The following is a 16,377-nucleotide window of genomic DNA, read 5'->3' on the forward strand; positions in this document are numbered from 1 at the left end:
GTGCGGCCGCTAGCATCGCCGACGGCAACGATCATGCGAGGTGCCCCGCGTGCGCGGGGAGAATCGGGAAGCCGGTGGAAATCCGGCACGGGCCCGCCGCGGTGACCGGGGAGCCACCGTCCACGCGCGAGAAGCGCAGCCACTGGCCGTACGGCTGGGAAGGCGGGCGGCCAGGCGTCGATCCGGGAGTCCGAAGACCGGCCTCGCGTCGACCGCCCGCCCGTCAGGGGTGGGCCTTGCGCAGCGGGAGCCTGCCGTGGACCTCTACACCGCCATCCACCGTCGCCGGGACGTCCGGGCCGAGTTCACCGGGGCGCCGGTGCCGGACGAGACCCTGCACCGCGTCCTGGACGCGGCGCACGCCGCGCCGAGCGTCGGCTACTCGCAGCCGTGGGACTTCGTCCTGGTCCGGGACGCCGCGCTGCGCCGCCGCTTCCACGAGCACGTCCAGACGGAGCGGGACACCTTCGCCGCCACCCTGTCGGGCGAGGCGGCGGCGCGGTTCGCTCGCATCAAGATCGACGGGGTGTTGGAGTCCACCCTGTCGATCGTGGTCACCTACGACCCGTCCCGGGGCGGCCCGGCCGTGCTGGGCCGGCACGCCATCGCCGACGCCGGCCTCTACTCGGTCTGCCTGGCCATCCAGAACCTCTGGCTCGCCGCCACCGCCGAGGGACTCGGCGTCGGCTGGGTCTCCTTCTACCGGGAGCCGATCCTGGCCGACCTGCTGGGCATTCCCGCGGGCATCCGGCCGGTGGCCTGGCTCTGCGTCGGGCCGGTGACGCACCTGGAGGAGGTGCCCGACCTGGCCCGGCACGGCTGGCGGCAGAAGCGCCCGCTGGTCGAGGCGCTGCACAGCGACCGGTGGGCGGGCGGTCGCTGACCTTGGCTACCCCGGGCTGCGCGGTCACCCCGAGGCCCCCGGGGTGCCGTGCGCTACAGACCTGATGACGTGAACGACTCGGGGGCCACCTCGCAGCGTGGGCGACGGCCGCGCCCCGAAGTGGGACGCGGCCGCAGTGGACCTGGGCAACCGTCAGGGGGCCGCGATGAAGTTTCCCGACTGGTCGACGATGATGTGGGTGGAGCCGCTGCTGTTGTTGAACACGGCAACCCGGCCATCGGCGCCGACCTTCACCACGGCCAGGTTCGACGCCGTCTCACCGGCGACGAAGTTGACGTTCGACGCTGTCGGTGCCGCCGCGTCGGCCGGGTGGGCGGTCAGTACGCCTGCGGCGGCCGGCGTGGTGACGGTCAGGTTGAGCACGGCGGCGGTGGCCGGCGGGCACCCGCCGTCGCACCACTCCCACGGCTCGCTGACCGGGGTGAATCGATCAGACTCCCGGGGGCTGAGTGGCTTGGCGACCGACCGGCCTTCCCAGCCGAGTCCGTTGCGGGTGTCGGCCACCCGGGACGGCCACCGCGGCACGAAGCTCTGGTCGGCGCCGGACGCGGCCGATCCGAAGTAGCCAGCGAGATCGGCGACCACGTGGGTGGTTCCCGCGCTGGCGTTACGAATCATGACCCGACCTGCCACGACCGGCACGATCACCAGGTTCGGGATCGTCTGCCCGGTGACGAAGTTCAGGTTCGAGGCCACCGGTACCGGCGAGCCGTCCGGGTAGACCTTCAACACCCCGTTCGCCGTCGGCTTCGTCACCGTCACGTTCAGGATCGCCGCTGTCGCGTCGGCCGGGAGCTTTGCGGACAGGTCGAGTCGGAGGTTGCCGTTGCCGCCGATCGGGCTGCCCGTGCGGGTGTCCAACACCCGGGTCGGCGTGACCGGCTTCAGCCCGGAGCCCAGCCGGCTGTAGAAGCCTTGGAGGTCGGCGACCAGGTGTACCGTTCCGGAGCTGGTGTTGCGGAAGCGGATCCCGCCGGTGTCCATCTGGACCGTGACCAGGTTGGGCACCGTCTCCTTCGCCACGAAGTTGACGTTCGACGCGCCTGGTGCCGAGCCGCGGTCGGGGTATACCGTGACGAAGCCTGCGGCGGTGGGTTGGGTGACCGTCACGTTGAGGACCGCCGAGCTGATCTCGGCCGCCGGCACCCCGCCGATCTGCGGCACCGAAAGCAAGATCTCGGAGTTCGGAGAAACCGGGGTGGTGGTGGTCGTCCCGATCGCGGCCCGGGTGTCCAGCAGACGCGTCGGGGCGACCGGTGTGTAGTGGGCCCCGACGACCGTGCAGAATTGTTGCTCGTAGCCGGGGCTGTACGACCGGAACCGGTTGTCACTGAACCAGGTCCGTACACAGCGGTGGCCCGCTTGGCGGAACGTGTGGTCCAGCGTCCGGGTCTCGGTCACCCGCCAGAACAGGTCGCCGTCGAACTTGTACGCGACCAGGCCGCCCCGACCGTTCACCGGCCACACGTACTCCGGAGCGTTCGTCGCCGTCACGGTCAGGGGATCGCCCCCGGCCTTGCGCCGCAGGCTCCGCTCCCCGCCCCGCCGGTCGCCCTGCACCTCCACCGCGCCACGATCGTGGTAGCCGACGCCGGTGTCGGCTACCTGCGGGTTGTCGGTGCGCGGGTTGTCCAGGAAGTCGGTGGCGGTCACGCCGCGGGCGGTGGCGTCCGCCGAGTCGACCGCCGGCGAGGCGGGGTCGGTCCGGTGCCACCCGAGGTATCCGCCCAACCGTGGGCCGACCATCGGGTCGGCGGCGAGGTCACCCTCGCCCTGCCCACTCGCCTGCTGGAAGGACGGGACGTCCTGATGCGCGGTGCCGTTCCAGGAGTAGAGGGCGCCGCCGGTGATCGGGTCGATCAGGTTGTGGTCGGCCACCGTCCCGTTTACGGACGACGCCGAGACGGCGATCGCGGTGGCGGTTGCTGGCGAGGCGTACGCCTCCCGCGTCATGTTCGTCCGCACGATGTTGTTCTCGATGGACACACCCGGCGACGCGTCGGCCACGATCCCCGCGACGCAGCTGGTCAGCACCGTGTTGTTGACGATCGACGTGCCGGGAGCACCGGCCACCAGCAGACCACCGTAGGTCAGCTGGTTCGACGCCACCGTCGCACCGGCGACCCCATCGTCGATCAGCAGGCTGGGTGCCACTCCGGGCTGGTTGGCCAGCATGCTCCGGACCACCGTGACTCCGCTCGACCCGCCGGTGAGGTGCAGGGCGGCCGGAGCGCGACTCGGCATCGTGGTGATGCCGTCGACGGTCACCCGGTCGGACCCGTCGACCACAAGCGGCGTCATTCGCGCCCCGCCGACCAGACGGAAGCCCTCGATCTCGACGTCGTTGACGCCGGCGACCGTGAACGCCGCGGCGGCGCTGCCCGAACCGTCGACGGTCACGATACCGCCGGGCCCGGTGACGGCCCGGAAGACGATCGGCGCGGCCTCGGTGCCCGAGCGGGTCAGCGTCACCGCCTCGGCGTAGGTGCCGGGCTGCACCAGCACCGTCTGACCAGGCTCTACGACGGCAGCCGCCGCCGAGATCGTGCAGAACGGCGTGATCACGCTGCCGTCCCCGCCGGGGGTGCAAGCCTTGTTACTCACGTACAACTCGCTGGTCGCGGCCGTCGGTACCGACGTCGGCGTAGCGATCGCGGCGGGCGCCGCCGGGCCCACCAAGCCCGCTCCGCCGACCAGCGGCACGACCGCGAGACGCGCCCACGCGCGAATGTCCATGAAGCATCCCCGTGAAGTCGATCATTATCGTGCGGGGAGAGTACCGCGACGGCCACCGATGTGAGCCGCGCCGATCAGCCAGATCCTGTCGTGCGGGTAGCCGACGATGATCCGTCGCTTGACGCCGGCGACCTACAGGGTGTGGGTGACCTCGGGCAGGCCGAGCCAGGACGCCAGCGCCGCCAACTCGGCGTCCACCGCCGCGGTGACGGCCGGGTCGAACGGGACGTCCTGGTGGATCGCGTCCACCCGCAGTGCCCCTGCCCTGTGGTCGGCCGTGGCGTCCACCTTGCCGATCAGTCGGTCGTGGTGCAGCACGGGCAGCGCGAAGTAGCCCCAGCGGCGCTTCGCCTTCGGCAGGTACATCTCCAGGACGTACTCGAAGTCGAAGAGTTCCCGGGCCCGCTTGCGGTCGTGGACCAGCCGGTCGAACGGTGACAGCAGCGCGGTGCGGCCGGTGAACGGCTGGCCGAGGGCGGCCGGGTCGACCCGCCACTCACCCGGGACGCCCTCGACCCGCGCCGGCTCACCGGCCGCACCGACCACCGACGCCCGGGCGATGCCCAGCGAGCGCAACCGCCGCTCGTCGCGTATCGCCCGGGCCTCGTCGGCCGGTACGGCCGTCGTGTCCGGCGGGTAGACCCGCTCGGCCAGGTCCCACCGGCGTTGCCGGCCGACCCGGTCGAAGACGGCGATCTCGCCCCGGGCGGCGAGCAGTTCCAGCAGCTTGGTGACGTTGCGGTTGTTCGTCCAGCCGGTCGACGGCCACGGCACCACGCTGCGGTCCGGCACGTCACGGGAGAGCAGCGGGCCGGAGTCACGCAGCAGGTCGAGCACGAACCGGTGGAACGTGGCGTTCGCCGCCAGCCAGGCGTGCGCCCGTGAGCCCTCGGGCGGCCACGCCGCCATCTCGGCGAGGTGCAACCCGAGATCCGCCATCGGCCACACCATGGCCTGGTGCTCGAACATGGTGCGGTCCCGCCCGACGGCGTGTCGCAGGTGGTCCGGCCGGTACCCGGCGCCCAGCCGCGTCCACGCGACGAGGTCGGCGCTGGGCGCCACGGCGGCCGTCGGATCCAGTTGCAGGAACGTCAACCGGTGCACCACGGTCAGCAGATCCGGCGGCCGGTGCGCGTCCAGCAGTTGGGCGCGCACCGCGATCCGCCGGGCGTCGACCCGGTCGAGCCGATGGTGAGGCATGGGCCGAGGCTAGGCGGCCTCAGAAGTCGTCGTCCAGGCTCACCTCGCCGCCGACCGCCACCTGGTACGCGGACACCCGCCGCTCGAAGAAGTTGGTCAGCTCCTGCACGTCCTGCAACTCCATGAACGGGAAGGGGTTCGTCGATCCGTACGCGGGCGGCAGGCCGAGCCGGGCGAGCCGCGCGTCCGCCACGTACTCCAGGTAGCGGCGCATGTCGGCGGTGTTCATGCCCGGCAGGCCCTCCCCGCAGAGGTCCCGGGCGAAGGCCAGCTCGGCGGTCACCGCCTCGTCCAGCATGGTCCGCACCTGGTCCGCCATCGCCTCGTCGAACAGCGACGGCTCCTCGGCGCGGACGGTGTCGACCACCGAGAAGGCGAACTCCATGTGCATCGATTCGTCGCGGAACACCCAGTTGGTGCCGGTGGCCAGCCCGGAGAGCAGCCCGCGCGAGCGCAGCCAGTAGACGTAGGCGAAGGCGCCGTAGAAGAAGAGCCCCTCCACGCAGGCCGCGAAGCAGATCAGGTTGAGCAGGAACGCCCGCCGCTCCTCCCGGCTCTCCAGCCGGTGCAGGCCGCCGATCGAGTCGATCCAGCGGAAGCAGAACTCCGCCTTGTCGCGGATCGACGGGATGTGCTCGACCGCCGCGAACGCCTTCGCCCGCTCGTTGTGATCGGGCAGGTAGGTGTCGAGCAGGGTCAGGTAGAACTGGACGTGCACCGCCTCCTCGTAGAGCTGGCGGGAGAGGTAGAGGCGGGCCTCGGGCGCGTTGACGTGCTGGTAGAGGTTGAGCACCAGGTTGTTCGCCACGATCGAGTCGCCGGTGGCGAAGAACGCCACCAGGCGGTGGACGAGGTGCCGCTCGCCGGCGGAGAGGGTGGCCAGATCGGGTACGTCGGAGGCCAGATCCACCTCCTCCACCGTCCAGGTGTTGCGGATGGCGGCCCGGAACCGCTCGTAGAAGTCCGGGTAGCGCATCGGTCGCAGGGTCAGGTCCATCCCGGGGTCGAGCAGCATCGTCACTGGCAGGCCTCGCAGATCTCGGGGTTCTCCAGCGAGCAGGCGACCGCGTCGCTCTCGCCGACGGACAGGGTGAGCAGGGCCGGCGCGGCCGGTCGCGGCGACGGCACGGGCGCCGCAGCCGGTGCCGCGGCGACGGTGGTCTGGGCGATCCGGGTCGCCGGACGGGACCGCAGGTAGTAGGTGGTCTTCAGGCCGGCCCGCCAGGCGTAGGCGTACATGGAGGAGAGCCGGCCGATGGTCGGGCTGGCCTGGAACAGGTTGAGCGACTGCGACTGGTCCACGTACGGCGCGCGGGCCGCGGCCAGGTCGATCAGCGCCTTCTGCGGCAGCTCCCACGCGGTGCGGTGCAACGCCTTCAGCTCCGCCGGCAGGTCCAGCTCCTGCACCGAGCCGTCCGCCCGCTTGATCGCGTCCCGGGTCTGCGGCGTCCACCGGCCCAACCGCTTCAGGTCGGCGACCAGGTGCCGGTTGACCTGGAGGAACTCCCCGGAGAGGGTCTCGCGCTTGAAGACGTTGGAGACCAGCGGCTCGACGCACTCGGCGCAGCCGGCGATCGAGGCGATGGTGGCCGTCGGCGCGATCGCCACCAGCAGCGAGTTGCGCAGCCCGTGCCGGGCCACCTTCTCCCGCAGCGCCGCCCACGCCTGCGGCCGGGCCGGTCGGGCGTCCGGCCAGTGGTCCGGGTGCAGCACCCCGCCGGCCGCCCGGGTCAGCGGGTACGCCGGGTGCGCGCCGCGCGCCGCCGCCAGGTCGGCGGAGGCGTCGTACGCGGCCAGGGCGATCTCCTCGGCGATCCGGGTGGACAGGGCCAGCGCCTCCGGCGAGTCGAACGGCAGCCGCAGCGCGGCGAAGACGTCGGCCAGCCCCATCACGCCCAGCCCCAGCGGCCGCCACCGCCGGTGCGCGGTGGCCGCCTGCTCGGTGGGGAACCAGTTGCGGTCGATCGCCCGGTCCAGCGCCCCGACGGCCAGCCGGACCGTCGCGGCGAGCCCAGCGAAGTCCACCCCACCGTCGACGAGGTGGGCGGCCAGGTTGACCGAGCCGAGCGTGCAGACCGCCGTCTCGCCGTCGCTGGTCACCTCCAGGATCTCGGTGCACAGGTTGGAGTGGTGCACCACGCCGCCGCCGGCCCCGACCTGGTTGCAGGTGCGGTTCGCCGCGTCCTTGAAGGTCATCCAGCCGTTGCCGGTCTGCGCGAGGGTGCGCATCATCCGGCCGTACAGGGTGCGGGCCGGCAGCGTCCGGACCGCCTTACCGGCGGCCTCCGCCGCCCGGTACGCGGTGTCGAACTCCGCGCCCCACAGGTCGACCAGTTCCGGCACCTCCTTCGGGTCGAACAGCGACCAGTCGGCGTCCGCCTCGACCCGGCGCATGAACTCGTCCGGCACCCAGTTGGCCAGGTTCAGGTTGTGCGTGCGCCGGGCCTCGTCGCCGGTGTTGTCCTTGAGCTCCAGGAACTCCTCGATGTCGGCGTGCCAGGTGTCCAGGTAGACGCAGGCCGCGCCCTTGCGCCGGCCGCCCTGGTTGACCGCCGCGACGCTGGCGTCGAGGGTGCGCAGCCAGGGCACGATGCCGTTGGACCGGCCGTTGGTGCCCCGGATCAGCGACCCCCGCGAGCGCACCCGGGACCACGAGATGCCGATCCCACCGGCGAACTTCGACAGCTTCGCCACCTGCGTGTAGCGCTCGTAGATCGAGTCCAGCTCGTCGCGGGGCGAGTCGACCAGGAAGCAGGAGGAGAGCTGCTGGTGCCGGGCACCGGCGTTGAACAGCGTCGGCGAGCTGGGCAGGTAGGCCAGCCGGGACATCAGCCGGTACAGCTCGCCCGCCTCGGCGACGGTGTCGGACAGGCCGGTGGCCACCCGCAGCCAGAAGTGCTGGGGCCGTTCCAGCACCGCGCGGGTGCGTGGGTGGCGCAGCAGGTAGCGGTCGTGCAGGGTGCGCAGTCCGAAGTACTCGAAGGCGTCGTCGCCGTCGTGGTCGACCAGGGCGTCGAGGGCGGCGGCGTGCGTCGCGACGAAGCCGGCGAAGCCCGGGTCCAGCAGACCCTCGGCGTACGCGGCGGCGACGCTGTCGCTGAAGCCGACGATGCCCTGGCCGGTGGTCTCGTCGGCGATCCGCCCGGCGAGCAGGCGCGCGGCCAGCCGGGCGTACCCGGGCTCCTCGGCGGTCAGCCCGGCCGCCGCCGCGATGGCCAGCCCGGTCAGCTCGTCGGTGCCGGCCCCGGCGGTGCGCCCCGACTCGACCAGGGCGAGGATCCGCTCCGGGTCGGTGTCGGGCAGGTCGTGGTGGTGCCGGTGCAGCAGGTCCCGCAGTGCCCCGACCGGTGGCGGGGCGATGGTGGATGACGCCGTCACGTGCTCTCCTGGGTGGTCGGTGTGGACCGCGGGAGGGCACGACGGCACGCCGGATCGCCGCCGGTCGGTGTGCCGGCGGTGCTCCGTACGGCTCGACGGCCCTCCCACGAGGCCCCGAGGTGGTACGCGCGCCCGGTGGGCACGCCGTGCTGGCAGGTCTTCGGACTCGCGGGCAGACGCGTCCGGCGCGTTCGCCTACTGGCCGTCGCTTCCCGGGCCCCGTCGGGCCCAGTGCTCGTGACGGCGGTCGTTCCCGCTCACCGCTGCGGGGCAGTCCCGGATTCGCACCGGGTTCCCTGTTCGGCGCGACGCCTGGCCGGCGCCGACGCCTGGCGGACCCCGGAGGGTCGCACCAGCAGTGAAAGTGATCCTAGATGTAGTGGGTCGCAAAAAGCCAACACACCACATGCTGTGGGCGTGTCGCGCCGGTGAGAAAATCTGCGTCGCATACAACCTGGACGGTGGCCGACCGCGTCAGCGGGGTGAATGTTCACGGACGGGGTGGGTGGATGCGGGCGGACCTGGAACAGGAGTACGTCGAGTACGTCACGTCGCGGCTGCCGGCGCTGCGCCGGATCGCCTGCCACCTGACCGGGGACGCGCACCGCGGCGACGACCTGGTCCAGACCGCCGTCACCCGGCTCTACGTCGGCTGGCGGCGGGCCCGCGAGGCGGACAACGTCGACGCGTACGTGCGTACCGTGCTGGTCCGGGTCTTCCTCGACGAGAAGCGCCGGCTCTGGTCCCGAGTCCGCCTGGTCGACACGCCGCCCGAGCCGGCGCCCGCCCCGGCCGGCGACGCGGTGGAGGACCGGGAGGTGCTGCACGCCGCGCTCGCCCAGGTGCCGCCCCGGCAGCGGGCCGTTCTGGTGCTGCGCTTCCTGCACGACCGGCCGGTGGACGAGGTGGCCGCCACCCTCGGCTGCACCGCCGGCACGGTCAAGAGCCAGACCTCGCACGGGTTGGCCAGCCTGCGCCGACTGCTCGGCATGGACACCTATGCGACCACCGGAGAGGGGAAGTGATGGAGGAGAAGCTGCTGGCACCGCTGCGGGACGTGCCGCTCCCGCCGTCCGTCGTGGACCTGCACCGGGCCGTACGCGACGGACGCCGGCAGGTGCGACGGCGGCGGATCGCCGCGACGGCCACCGCCGGGCTCGCGGTGGTCGCGGTCCTGGCCGCCGCCCCGGCGCTGCTCGGCCGGGCGGACCGGTCGCCGCCGGTCACCCCGGCGGCCACGCCGTCCCCGACGGCGACCGCCGCGCCGATGCCCGCGACCGCCCCGGCCACCTTCGACCCCACCGAGCAGTACGCCGAGTTCGGCTGGCTTCCTGCCGGTCTGACCGACCGGTCCGTCCGGACCGGAACCAACCAGTTCGCGCTGATCGCATCGACGCCCGAGACCTCACAGCTGCCCGTCAAGGACGCGCCTGCGGTCGAACTGCGGATCGTTTCTGCCGGCAGGGACATCGCGCTCGGCATCGAACGGGACTTCGCCGTGGCCGCCGGACGGGCGGGCTCCGCCGGGCTGGAGCCGGCCGAGCCGGTCAACGGCCGGACCGCCCGGTGGAACGCCAACGCCACTGTCGAGCCCCGGTCCGCCGCGCTGCGCTGGGAGTACGCCCCGGGCGCCTGGGCCGAGGTGATCGTGCGGTACCTGCCGGAGAGCGCCGGCGACCCGCGCGCCGCCGCCCGGCGGATCGCCCTCGACGTCCGCTACGCCGTGGACCGGCCGATCCGGCTGCCGGTGCGGTTCGACGCGCCGCCCGCCGGCCTGAAGCCGATGGCGTATGTGGTCAGCGTGCGGTCGAGCGGGAGTTGGGACGTCGAGCTGTCCTACGGCGCGGGCAAGCGGACGAAGTACGGGGACTGGCCGCTGGCCGTGCTGATCCTGCCCCGCAAATCGGTGAGCGGCGACCACGGCGGCGTGATCGGCGACCCCACCTCCCGGATCGACGGCCACCCCGCCCGCCGGAGTTCCTCGCTGGATGGCGGCGCGACCCTGCAGGTCTACGGGGTCCAGGGCCTCTACCTGGAAATGAGCGCGCACGACCGGGCGACCCTGCGCCGGCTCGGCGGAAACCTGGACGGCCTGTTCCGCAGCGCCACCCTTCAGCCAAAGGTGGCGGACTGGCGGTGAGTGGACCGGGCGGCGGAATTCGTCCCCGCCGCCCGGTTTGCGACCGCTTCTGCCGGGAAGTCGGGGAAGGTGCGAGCGCTGATGAACAAGATCGAGCAGAACGCCGCGCTGGACCCGGTCGGTGACCGGCTTCAGCGGGCCGTCCAGTCGACGCTGCGCGGGCAGCGGGTCCGCGACCTGCTGCACGGGGTCTGGCTGGGCCATCCGCTGCACCCGGCGATGGTGCAGGTGCCGGTCGGCGCGTGGATCAGCGCCGCCGTGCTGGACCTGCTGCCCAGTCAGCGCCGGGCGGCCACCACCCTGGTCGGGCTCGGTACGGTGAGCGCCCTCCCGGCCGCCGTCGCCGGGCTGAACGACTGGGCCGCCCTGGCCCGGGACCAGCGCCGGGTCGGGCTGGTGCACGCCGCCTCCAACTCGGTCGCGCTGGTGTTCTACGCCAGCTCGCTCGCCGCCCGGCTGCGCGGCCGGCACGGCATGGGGCGGGTGCTGGCGTACCTGGGGTTGAGCGCGGCCAGCACCGGGGCGTACATCGGCGGGCACCTGGCGTACAAGCAGGGAGCGCAGGTCAGCCAGAGCATCTCCGAGCTGCACCGGATGCCGGACGAGTGGAAGCCGATCGCCGACCTGGCCACGCTGCCGCAGCGCGAGCTGATCACCCGCGAGGTGGACGACGTCTCGGTGATCCTCTACCGGCACGGCGACGACGTCACCGTGATGCTGGAACGTTGCCCGCACCAGAGCGGCCCGCTCGGCGAGGGTGACGTGCAGGTGATCGACGGCCACACCTGCGTGGTCTGCCCCTGGCACGGCTCCGCGTTCCGGCTCAACGGCGGCGAGGTCGTACACGGCCCGGCCGCCAACGACCAGCAAATCCTGCCGACCCGGGTGGTCGACGGAATCCTCCAGACCAAGCTGCCCTGAGGATATTCGGGTCGTGCTGAGCCGCCGGTCACGGCGGTCACGCCCCGGTCAACCGGGCCAGCGTCTCTGCCGCCACCCGGCGCAGGGTCTCCTCGTCCGAACCGCCGACCTGGGCCCGCAGGTCCGGGTCGGCGACGAACGCGTCCACCTCGCTGAACAACCACTCCAGCGGTCGCGCCACCGCCGCGCCGTGAGGGTCGTACTTGAACAGGTTCAGGTAGGCGACCTCGAACTCCGGGGCGGTCAGCGGGTACACCGTGGGGGAGAGTGCGCTGGCCTCCCACCATGCGTCAGCCGCCGCCACCCAGTCTCCGATCGCTCTCGACGTACAGTGCTCCGGCCTTGATCAGTCGCGGCGGTGCCGAGCGCGGGAGGCCGCGGCGGCCCGGGCCGGGCGGCGGCGCAGCCCGAGCACCGCGCCGATCTGCGCGCCGACGATGCTGGCCACGGCGAGCACCGCGGAGACCGCCAGCGGCCGGTTCATCCGGTCGTCGTCGGTGGCCCGCGACGCCCCGGCCGCCATCGCCGGCGGTGCCCCCGCCGGCCGCTCCACCTGCGGCGGCATCGTCTGCGGCGCCGGTTGCCCGGGCTTCGCGTCGGTCCCGCCCGGTCCCAGCTGACCGCCCGGCGTGCCCGGTCCCGCCTGCTCGTCCGGGACCGGTGTGCTGCGCGGCGGCTCCTTCGGGGAGGCGGCCGGCGGATGCGGCGACGGCTTGCGCGGCGTCGACGGGCCCGCCACCAGCCGGCCGGTCGCGTGCTTGCGCGCTCCGTCGTCCTCGGCCCGCGCCGGCAGCTTGATGAGCTGCCCCGGCCGGATCCGGTCGGCGTCCTGCAGCCGGTTGAGCCGGGCCACCTCCCGGTAGTGGTCGAAGTCGTCCAGGTAGCGTTCCGCCACCTCGCCGAGGTAGTCGCCCTTGGCCACCCGGTAGACCGGCGGGGCCGGCTGCGATCGGACCGCCTCGGCGCCGGCGCCCTCCGGCACCGCCCCGGTCGACCCGACGTGCGGCGCCGCGAAGACGCCCGTCGTCGGCGGCAGCGCCGCGGCCGCCGTCGCGGGGTGTCCGGTGGCCGTGGTCGCCGGGTAGCTCATGGCCGCCGCGGCGCTGGCCGCCGGGCTCGCCGCGATGATCAGTGCGACCGACCCGACCAGCGCCGCCGCCGCCCGTTGCTGCCGGCTCATCCCGGGCAGCCGGGGCGCCGGCCGCCGGGTCGCCTGCGCCGCCAGCTCCACCAGCACGGAGAAGGCGAAGGTCGCCCAACCGAACCAGCCGAGTACCGCCAGCGCCCGCAGGAACAGCCGGCCGTCGTCCCGGCTGGTCAGTGCCGTGCCCACCTCCGACAGGGTGGGCAGGTGGTCGGGCAGCGGATTGCCGGCGAAGGCGAGCAGCGCCACCGGCGCGCCCACCAGCAACGCGACCAGTACGACCAGCGAACCGAAGCCGGTGAGCAATTGGCCGGTGCGCCGAACGGCGGAGCCACGCGATGCGGTCATGGCGGCCTTCCCTTCCTACGGTGCCTCGGTGAGGGCCCGCGCGGTGGCCTCACCCGAGACGGTGACGGTGTCGTCCATGCCGAAGAGGCCGAGCATGTGCCGGCGGTAGGTGACGGTGACGCGTACCCGGATCTGCTTCTCGCCGTCGACGACGGGGAAGCTCACCGAGTGCCCGGTCGCGCCCGCCGCCGACAGGTAGTCGCGCACCGCCGCCCGGGCGTCGGACTCGTCGATCTCCTTCGGGCCGCCCTCGATGGCGCGGGCCCGGTCGACGGCCTGGCCGCCGCTGCGGGCCGCCTCGGCGGCGAGGTTGTCGGCCCGTTGCAGCGAGCGGAGCTGCCCGGCGCCGTCGTACGCGACGCCGATGACCGCGAGCACGCCGGTCATCGCGACGGCCAGGAACAGGCTGACCCGCCCCTCGTCGCGGCCCGTCATCCCCGGCTCCGGTAGCGGTCCAGCGGGGAGGTGAAGGTCGCCGAGGCGGTGGTGCGCAGCGGCATCCCGGGCAGCGCCGGCAGCCGCAGGTCGCGGTGCGACACCACACAGGTCACCGAGACCGTCACGCTGGCCGGCTGCCCGGCGGGACTGCGGTACGCCGCGTCGAAGCTGGTCGACCGGCCGCGCACCGAGCCGCTGAAGGTCATCCGGGGCGCGCCGGTGCAGTTCAGGCGCCGCCAGTCGAGCTGGCGGCGGGCCGCGTCGCGGGCGGCGTCGCGGGCGGTGCCGGCGTCCCGGGAGATCGAGGCGGCCCGGGCGGCGTCGTGCGCGGCCGCCTCCACCGCCTCGTCGGCGATCGCGGTCCGCCCGGTCACCCCGGCCAGCACGATCAGCGCGATGAAGGCCGGGGCGAGCACGGCCACCTCGATGGAGACCGAGCCCCGGGCGCGGCCGTCCGCGGCGGCGCTCACGGGGTGGTCCAGCGTTCGACGGTGCCGTGCGCGGTCTGCCGCACCCGGAAGCTGACGCCCGGGATGACCGACAGGGACCGGCCGGTGACCGTGCAGGTGACCTCTGTGGGCCCGGTGACCTCGGTGGGCCCGGTGACGCAGGTCGGCCCGGGGCTGTCCCAGCCGACGAGCCAGTCACCGGCGGCGCCGAGGAACCGGGTGGCCCGGGCCTCGCCCGCCCCGGGCGGCGCCTGGAGCACGCGCTGCGCGTTCACCCCGCTCTGCGCGGCGTTCAGCGCGGTGGACCGGGCCACGAACCAGGCGGCGACCTGCACCGAGGCGAAGAGCAGCACCAGCACCGCCGGCATGACGACGGCCAGCTCGACCGGGTTCGCGCCCCGGTCCGTACCCCCGGCGGTAAGCCGTCGCCGCACGCCCCGCACTGCGCGCGGCATGACACCACCGACCGCCCCGCTGCGGGCGGCACGGCCGGACCGGGTTGCCTGGTCAGGCTGTGCGGCATGGCCGGACCGCATCGTGTGGCCGGGCCCGGCGGTGTCGGGGGCCGGGACGGTGTGCCCGGGCCGGGTTGCCGGCCCCGGCTGAGGGCGGCCGGACGCGCCCCGGGGCCGGGCGGTGGGGGCCGCCCGGCCGGTTCGGGGTGCGTCCGGCCAGCTCATCGGAGGGGTCACGGCGCCGTCGGGACGCGGTTCATCCAGTTGGTGGCCCGCGTCATCACCAGCGCGGTGACCGCGAGGGCCGCCGCGACCAGACCGAAGATGATCACCGCGGTCGGCACCGGGCTGTCGCCCCGGTCCCCCTCGCGGCGCAGTTCCGCCAACCGTGCGGCCAGCGTGACGTGCAGGTAGGTGATCAGTTGCATGACGTGCTCCTTGTCGGGGTGGCGAGCTACAGGCGGGCGACGAAGGGGTAGAGCATGAAACCGAGCAGGACGAAGACCAGCAGCGATCCGGGGATGTCCAGCCGGCTGGTCACCCCCTCGGCGCGGGTCAGGTTGTCGGTGCGGATCTGGTCCCGCAGGGAGTCGGCGCGGCTGCGCAGGGTCTCGTGGACCTGCGCGCCCTCGCTGCCGGAGGAGCGCATGATCGCCCCGACGTCGCCCAGCTCCGGGATGCCGATCCGCTCGGCCAGTTCCTGGAGCTCGTCCCAGGGCGAGTGCATCTGCATCTGCGCGATCCGCAGCGACTCGCGGATCCGGTCGAACACCCAGCCGTCGCAGACCGCCGCCGCCCGCTCCAGCGACTGCACCGGGCCGTGCGCCGCCGACAGCTGCAACGCCACCAGGTCCAGGTAGGTGCAGACGGCCGCGCGGAACTCGTCGCGCGCGGCGTCCGCCCTCGCCAGCACCGCGCGATGGGCGAGCAGCCCGCAGACCAGGGCCATCCCTACGCTGCCCAGCACCGGTACGACCACCGGCAGCCGCACCCCGCCCAGAAAGAGCACCGCCCCCAGCACGGTCGGGGTGGCCAGCCCGATCAGGGCGGAGACCAGCACGGAGAGGGCGTACTGCTCCGGGGTCTTGTCGATCAGCGCGAGCTGTCGGTGCGGCGGGCTCAGCCAGCGGGAGAACCCGCCCAGCCAGTCCGGGCCCCGGCTCGCAGCGACGGTGCCCGGCGGCTGGTGCAACCGGCGCAGCGCGGGGGCGAGCGCAGGGGAGGCCGGCAACGCCTCCCGGACCACCAGGAACAGGCCCAGCCCCACCGTGGCCCCGCCGAGCACGGCGATCGCGAGCTGCCAGTTGACGATCACGCGATCGCCTCCTCCGGGTCGGGAGCGGGGAGGAAGCGGGCCGGCGGCGGGGGCTGGCTCATCGACCGCACCCAGACCAGCAGCCCGACGAAGGCCGCGCCGAGCACCGCCATCACCAGCTGCCCGAAGACGGTGCCGTACGGGCGGACGTACTCGGTGTTCAACAGCCCGTACGCCAGCACGGCCAGGGTCATCCCGGTGAGGAAGCGGACCGCGAACCGGGGCTGGGTGCGCTTGGCCTCCACCTCGCGCCGGGTGCCCACCTCGGCGGCGGCGGCCGAGGCGATCGAGCCGAGCACGTCGCCGAGGCGCTCACCCCGGTCGGTCAGGTGCAGGATCAGCGCGGCCACCACCTGGTCGCAGACCGGGTCGCCGATCTCGTCGGCGAAGGCCAGCAGGGCGGTACGGGCCGTCCAGCCGGCCTGAAGGCGGGCGGCGAGCAGCCGTACCTCCTCCTGGATCTCCTCCGGGACGGTGGCGATGGTGCCGATGATGGCCTGCTGGAGGCCCTGCCCGGTGGCGGAGACGTCCTTCAGCCGGCGGGTCCACTCGCCGACCGCCTCGATCCGGGCGATCGCCCGCTCCTCGGCCCGGCCCACCGAGAACAACCAGGGCACGCCCGGCACGGCCACCGCCACGATCAGCCCCACCACCGGCAGCCCGGTGAGCAGGAAGGCCAGCGCGCCGGCCGCCACCGCCACGGCCAGCCGGAGCTGGTGCGTCCGCTGCTCGCGGCGGCCCGCGCCCGAGCCCAGCCAGAGCCGGCGCAGCCCGCGCCCGGCCCCGGGCGCCGAGCGGGCGGGCGCCCGGGTGCCGACCAGCGCCACCACGGCCAGCACCAGCCCGGCGACGCAGGCCGCCCCGGAGACGACGGCGATCAACTCGATGTTGGTCACGGGACCGTCTCCGTTCGCGACTGCGGGGCTCGCAACCCCGGCTCGCTCCTCGC

The 16,377-nt window shown here is 73.6% G+C and carries 16 protein-coding genes and 2 riboswitches; of the genes, 4 read left to right on the top strand and 12 right to left on the bottom strand.

What is annotated here, in order from left to right:
• Nucleotides 1-21: 21 nt before the first annotated feature.
• Nucleotides 22-220, top strand: a riboswitch (cobalamin riboswitch).
• Nucleotides 221-256: 36 nt separating this feature from the next.
• A complete protein-coding gene (gene bluB / locus V6U88_RS10390; protein ID WP_334451967.1) occupies nucleotides 257-883 on the top strand; it encodes a 5,6-dimethylbenzimidazole synthase in 627 nt (208 codons plus the stop codon).
• A gap of 153 nt (nucleotides 884-1,036) precedes the next feature.
• On the opposite strand, the gene V6U88_RS10395 is transcribed toward bluB, so the two are convergent.
• From V6U88_RS10395 to V6U88_RS10410, 4 genes are all read right to left on the bottom strand, one after another.
• Nucleotides 1,037-3,508 carry a right-handed parallel beta-helix repeat-containing protein gene (locus V6U88_RS10395; RefSeq protein ID WP_334451968.1) on the bottom strand — a complete coding sequence of 824 codons (2,472 nt, stop codon included), beginning with the start codon at nucleotides 3,506-3,508 and terminating at the stop codon, nucleotides 1,037-1,039.
• 264 nt (nucleotides 3,509-3,772) lie between these two features.
• A complete protein-coding gene (locus V6U88_RS10400) occupies nucleotides 3,773-4,840 on the bottom strand; it encodes a DNA glycosylase AlkZ-like family protein (RefSeq protein ID WP_334451969.1) in 1,068 nt (355 codons plus the stop codon).
• Nucleotides 4,841-4,859: 19 nt separating this feature from the next.
• A complete protein-coding gene (locus V6U88_RS10405; protein WP_334452354.1) occupies nucleotides 4,860-5,855 on the bottom strand; it encodes a ribonucleotide-diphosphate reductase subunit beta in 996 nt (331 codons plus the stop codon).
• Nucleotides 5,856-5,857: 2 nt separating this feature from the next.
• Nucleotides 5,858-8,218: a ribonucleoside-diphosphate reductase subunit alpha gene (locus V6U88_RS10410; protein WP_442934610.1), complete on the bottom strand. Its 2,361-nt coding sequence runs from the start codon at nucleotides 8,216-8,218 to the stop codon at nucleotides 5,858-5,860.
• A 154-nt stretch (nucleotides 8,219-8,372) separates the two neighbouring features.
• Nucleotides 8,373-8,516, bottom strand: a riboswitch (cobalamin riboswitch).
• Nucleotides 8,517-8,727: 211 nt separating this feature from the next.
• Between V6U88_RS10410 and V6U88_RS10415 the strand changes: the two genes are divergently transcribed.
• The 3 genes from V6U88_RS10415 to V6U88_RS10425 all read left to right on the top strand — a co-directional run bounded on the left by V6U88_RS10415 (nucleotide 8,728) and on the right by V6U88_RS10425 (nucleotide 11,279).
• A complete protein-coding gene (locus V6U88_RS10415; protein WP_334451970.1) occupies nucleotides 8,728-9,243 on the top strand; it encodes a SigE family RNA polymerase sigma factor in 516 nt (171 codons plus the stop codon).
• Entirely contained in the window at nucleotides 9,243-10,358 is a 1,116-nt protein-coding gene (locus V6U88_RS10420) for a hypothetical protein (RefSeq protein WP_334451971.1), read from the top strand. The genes V6U88_RS10415 and V6U88_RS10420 overlap by 1 nt, the downstream gene beginning before the upstream one ends.
• Before the next feature lie 81 nt (nucleotides 10,359-10,439).
• Nucleotides 10,440-11,279 carry a Rieske 2Fe-2S domain-containing protein gene (locus tag V6U88_RS10425; protein ID WP_334451972.1) on the top strand — a complete coding sequence of 280 codons (840 nt, stop codon included), beginning with the start codon at nucleotides 10,440-10,442 and terminating at the stop codon, nucleotides 11,277-11,279.
• Nucleotides 11,280-11,316: 37 nt separating this feature from the next.
• Here the strand turns inward: V6U88_RS10425 and V6U88_RS10430 are convergent, their stop codons facing one another.
• The 8 genes from V6U88_RS10430 to V6U88_RS10465 form a co-directional block, all read right to left on the bottom strand.
• Nucleotides 11,317-11,583 carry a colicin immunity domain-containing protein gene (locus V6U88_RS10430; RefSeq protein ID WP_334451973.1) on the bottom strand — a complete coding sequence of 89 codons (267 nt, stop codon included), beginning with the start codon at nucleotides 11,581-11,583 and terminating at the stop codon, nucleotides 11,317-11,319.
• A 42-nt stretch (nucleotides 11,584-11,625) separates the two neighbouring features.
• Nucleotides 11,626-12,771, bottom strand: a complete 1,146-nt coding sequence (locus tag V6U88_RS10435) for a LysM peptidoglycan-binding domain-containing protein (RefSeq protein ID WP_334451974.1) — start codon at nucleotides 12,769-12,771, stop codon at nucleotides 11,626-11,628.
• Nucleotides 12,772-12,786: 15 nt separating this feature from the next.
• Nucleotides 12,787-13,206, bottom strand: coding sequence for a hypothetical protein (locus tag V6U88_RS10440; RefSeq protein WP_334451975.1), 420 nt, complete (start codon nucleotides 13,204-13,206; stop codon nucleotides 12,787-12,789).
• Entirely contained in the window at nucleotides 13,203-13,679 is a 477-nt protein-coding gene (locus V6U88_RS10445) for a TadE/TadG family type IV pilus assembly protein (RefSeq protein WP_334451976.1), read from the bottom strand. The genes V6U88_RS10440 and V6U88_RS10445 overlap by 4 nt, the downstream gene beginning before the upstream one ends.
• Nucleotides 13,676-14,113, bottom strand: coding sequence for a TadE/TadG family type IV pilus assembly protein (locus V6U88_RS10450; protein ID WP_334451977.1), 438 nt, complete (start codon nucleotides 14,111-14,113; stop codon nucleotides 13,676-13,678). The genes V6U88_RS10445 and V6U88_RS10450 overlap by 4 nt, the downstream gene beginning before the upstream one ends.
• Before the next feature lie 233 nt (nucleotides 14,114-14,346).
• Nucleotides 14,347-14,541 (bottom strand): hypothetical protein, encoded by a 195-nt coding sequence (locus V6U88_RS10455; RefSeq protein WP_334451978.1) that lies wholly within the window; start codon nucleotides 14,539-14,541, stop codon nucleotides 14,347-14,349.
• A gap of 26 nt (nucleotides 14,542-14,567) precedes the next feature.
• Nucleotides 14,568-15,425, bottom strand: a complete 858-nt coding sequence (locus V6U88_RS10460; protein ID WP_334452356.1) for a type II secretion system F family protein — start codon at nucleotides 15,423-15,425, stop codon at nucleotides 14,568-14,570.
• Nucleotides 15,425-16,324, bottom strand: coding sequence for a type II secretion system F family protein (locus V6U88_RS10465; protein WP_334451979.1), 900 nt, complete (start codon nucleotides 16,322-16,324; stop codon nucleotides 15,425-15,427). Before V6U88_RS10465 ends, V6U88_RS10460 begins: the two co-directional genes overlap by 1 nt.
• Between the last annotated feature and the right edge of the window lie 53 nt (nucleotides 16,325-16,377).

Origin of the sequence: Micromonospora sp. CPCC 205739, assembly GCF_036906795.1 — a bacterium.
Classification (GTDB): Bacteria; Actinomycetota; Actinomycetes; order Mycobacteriales; family Micromonosporaceae; genus Micromonospora.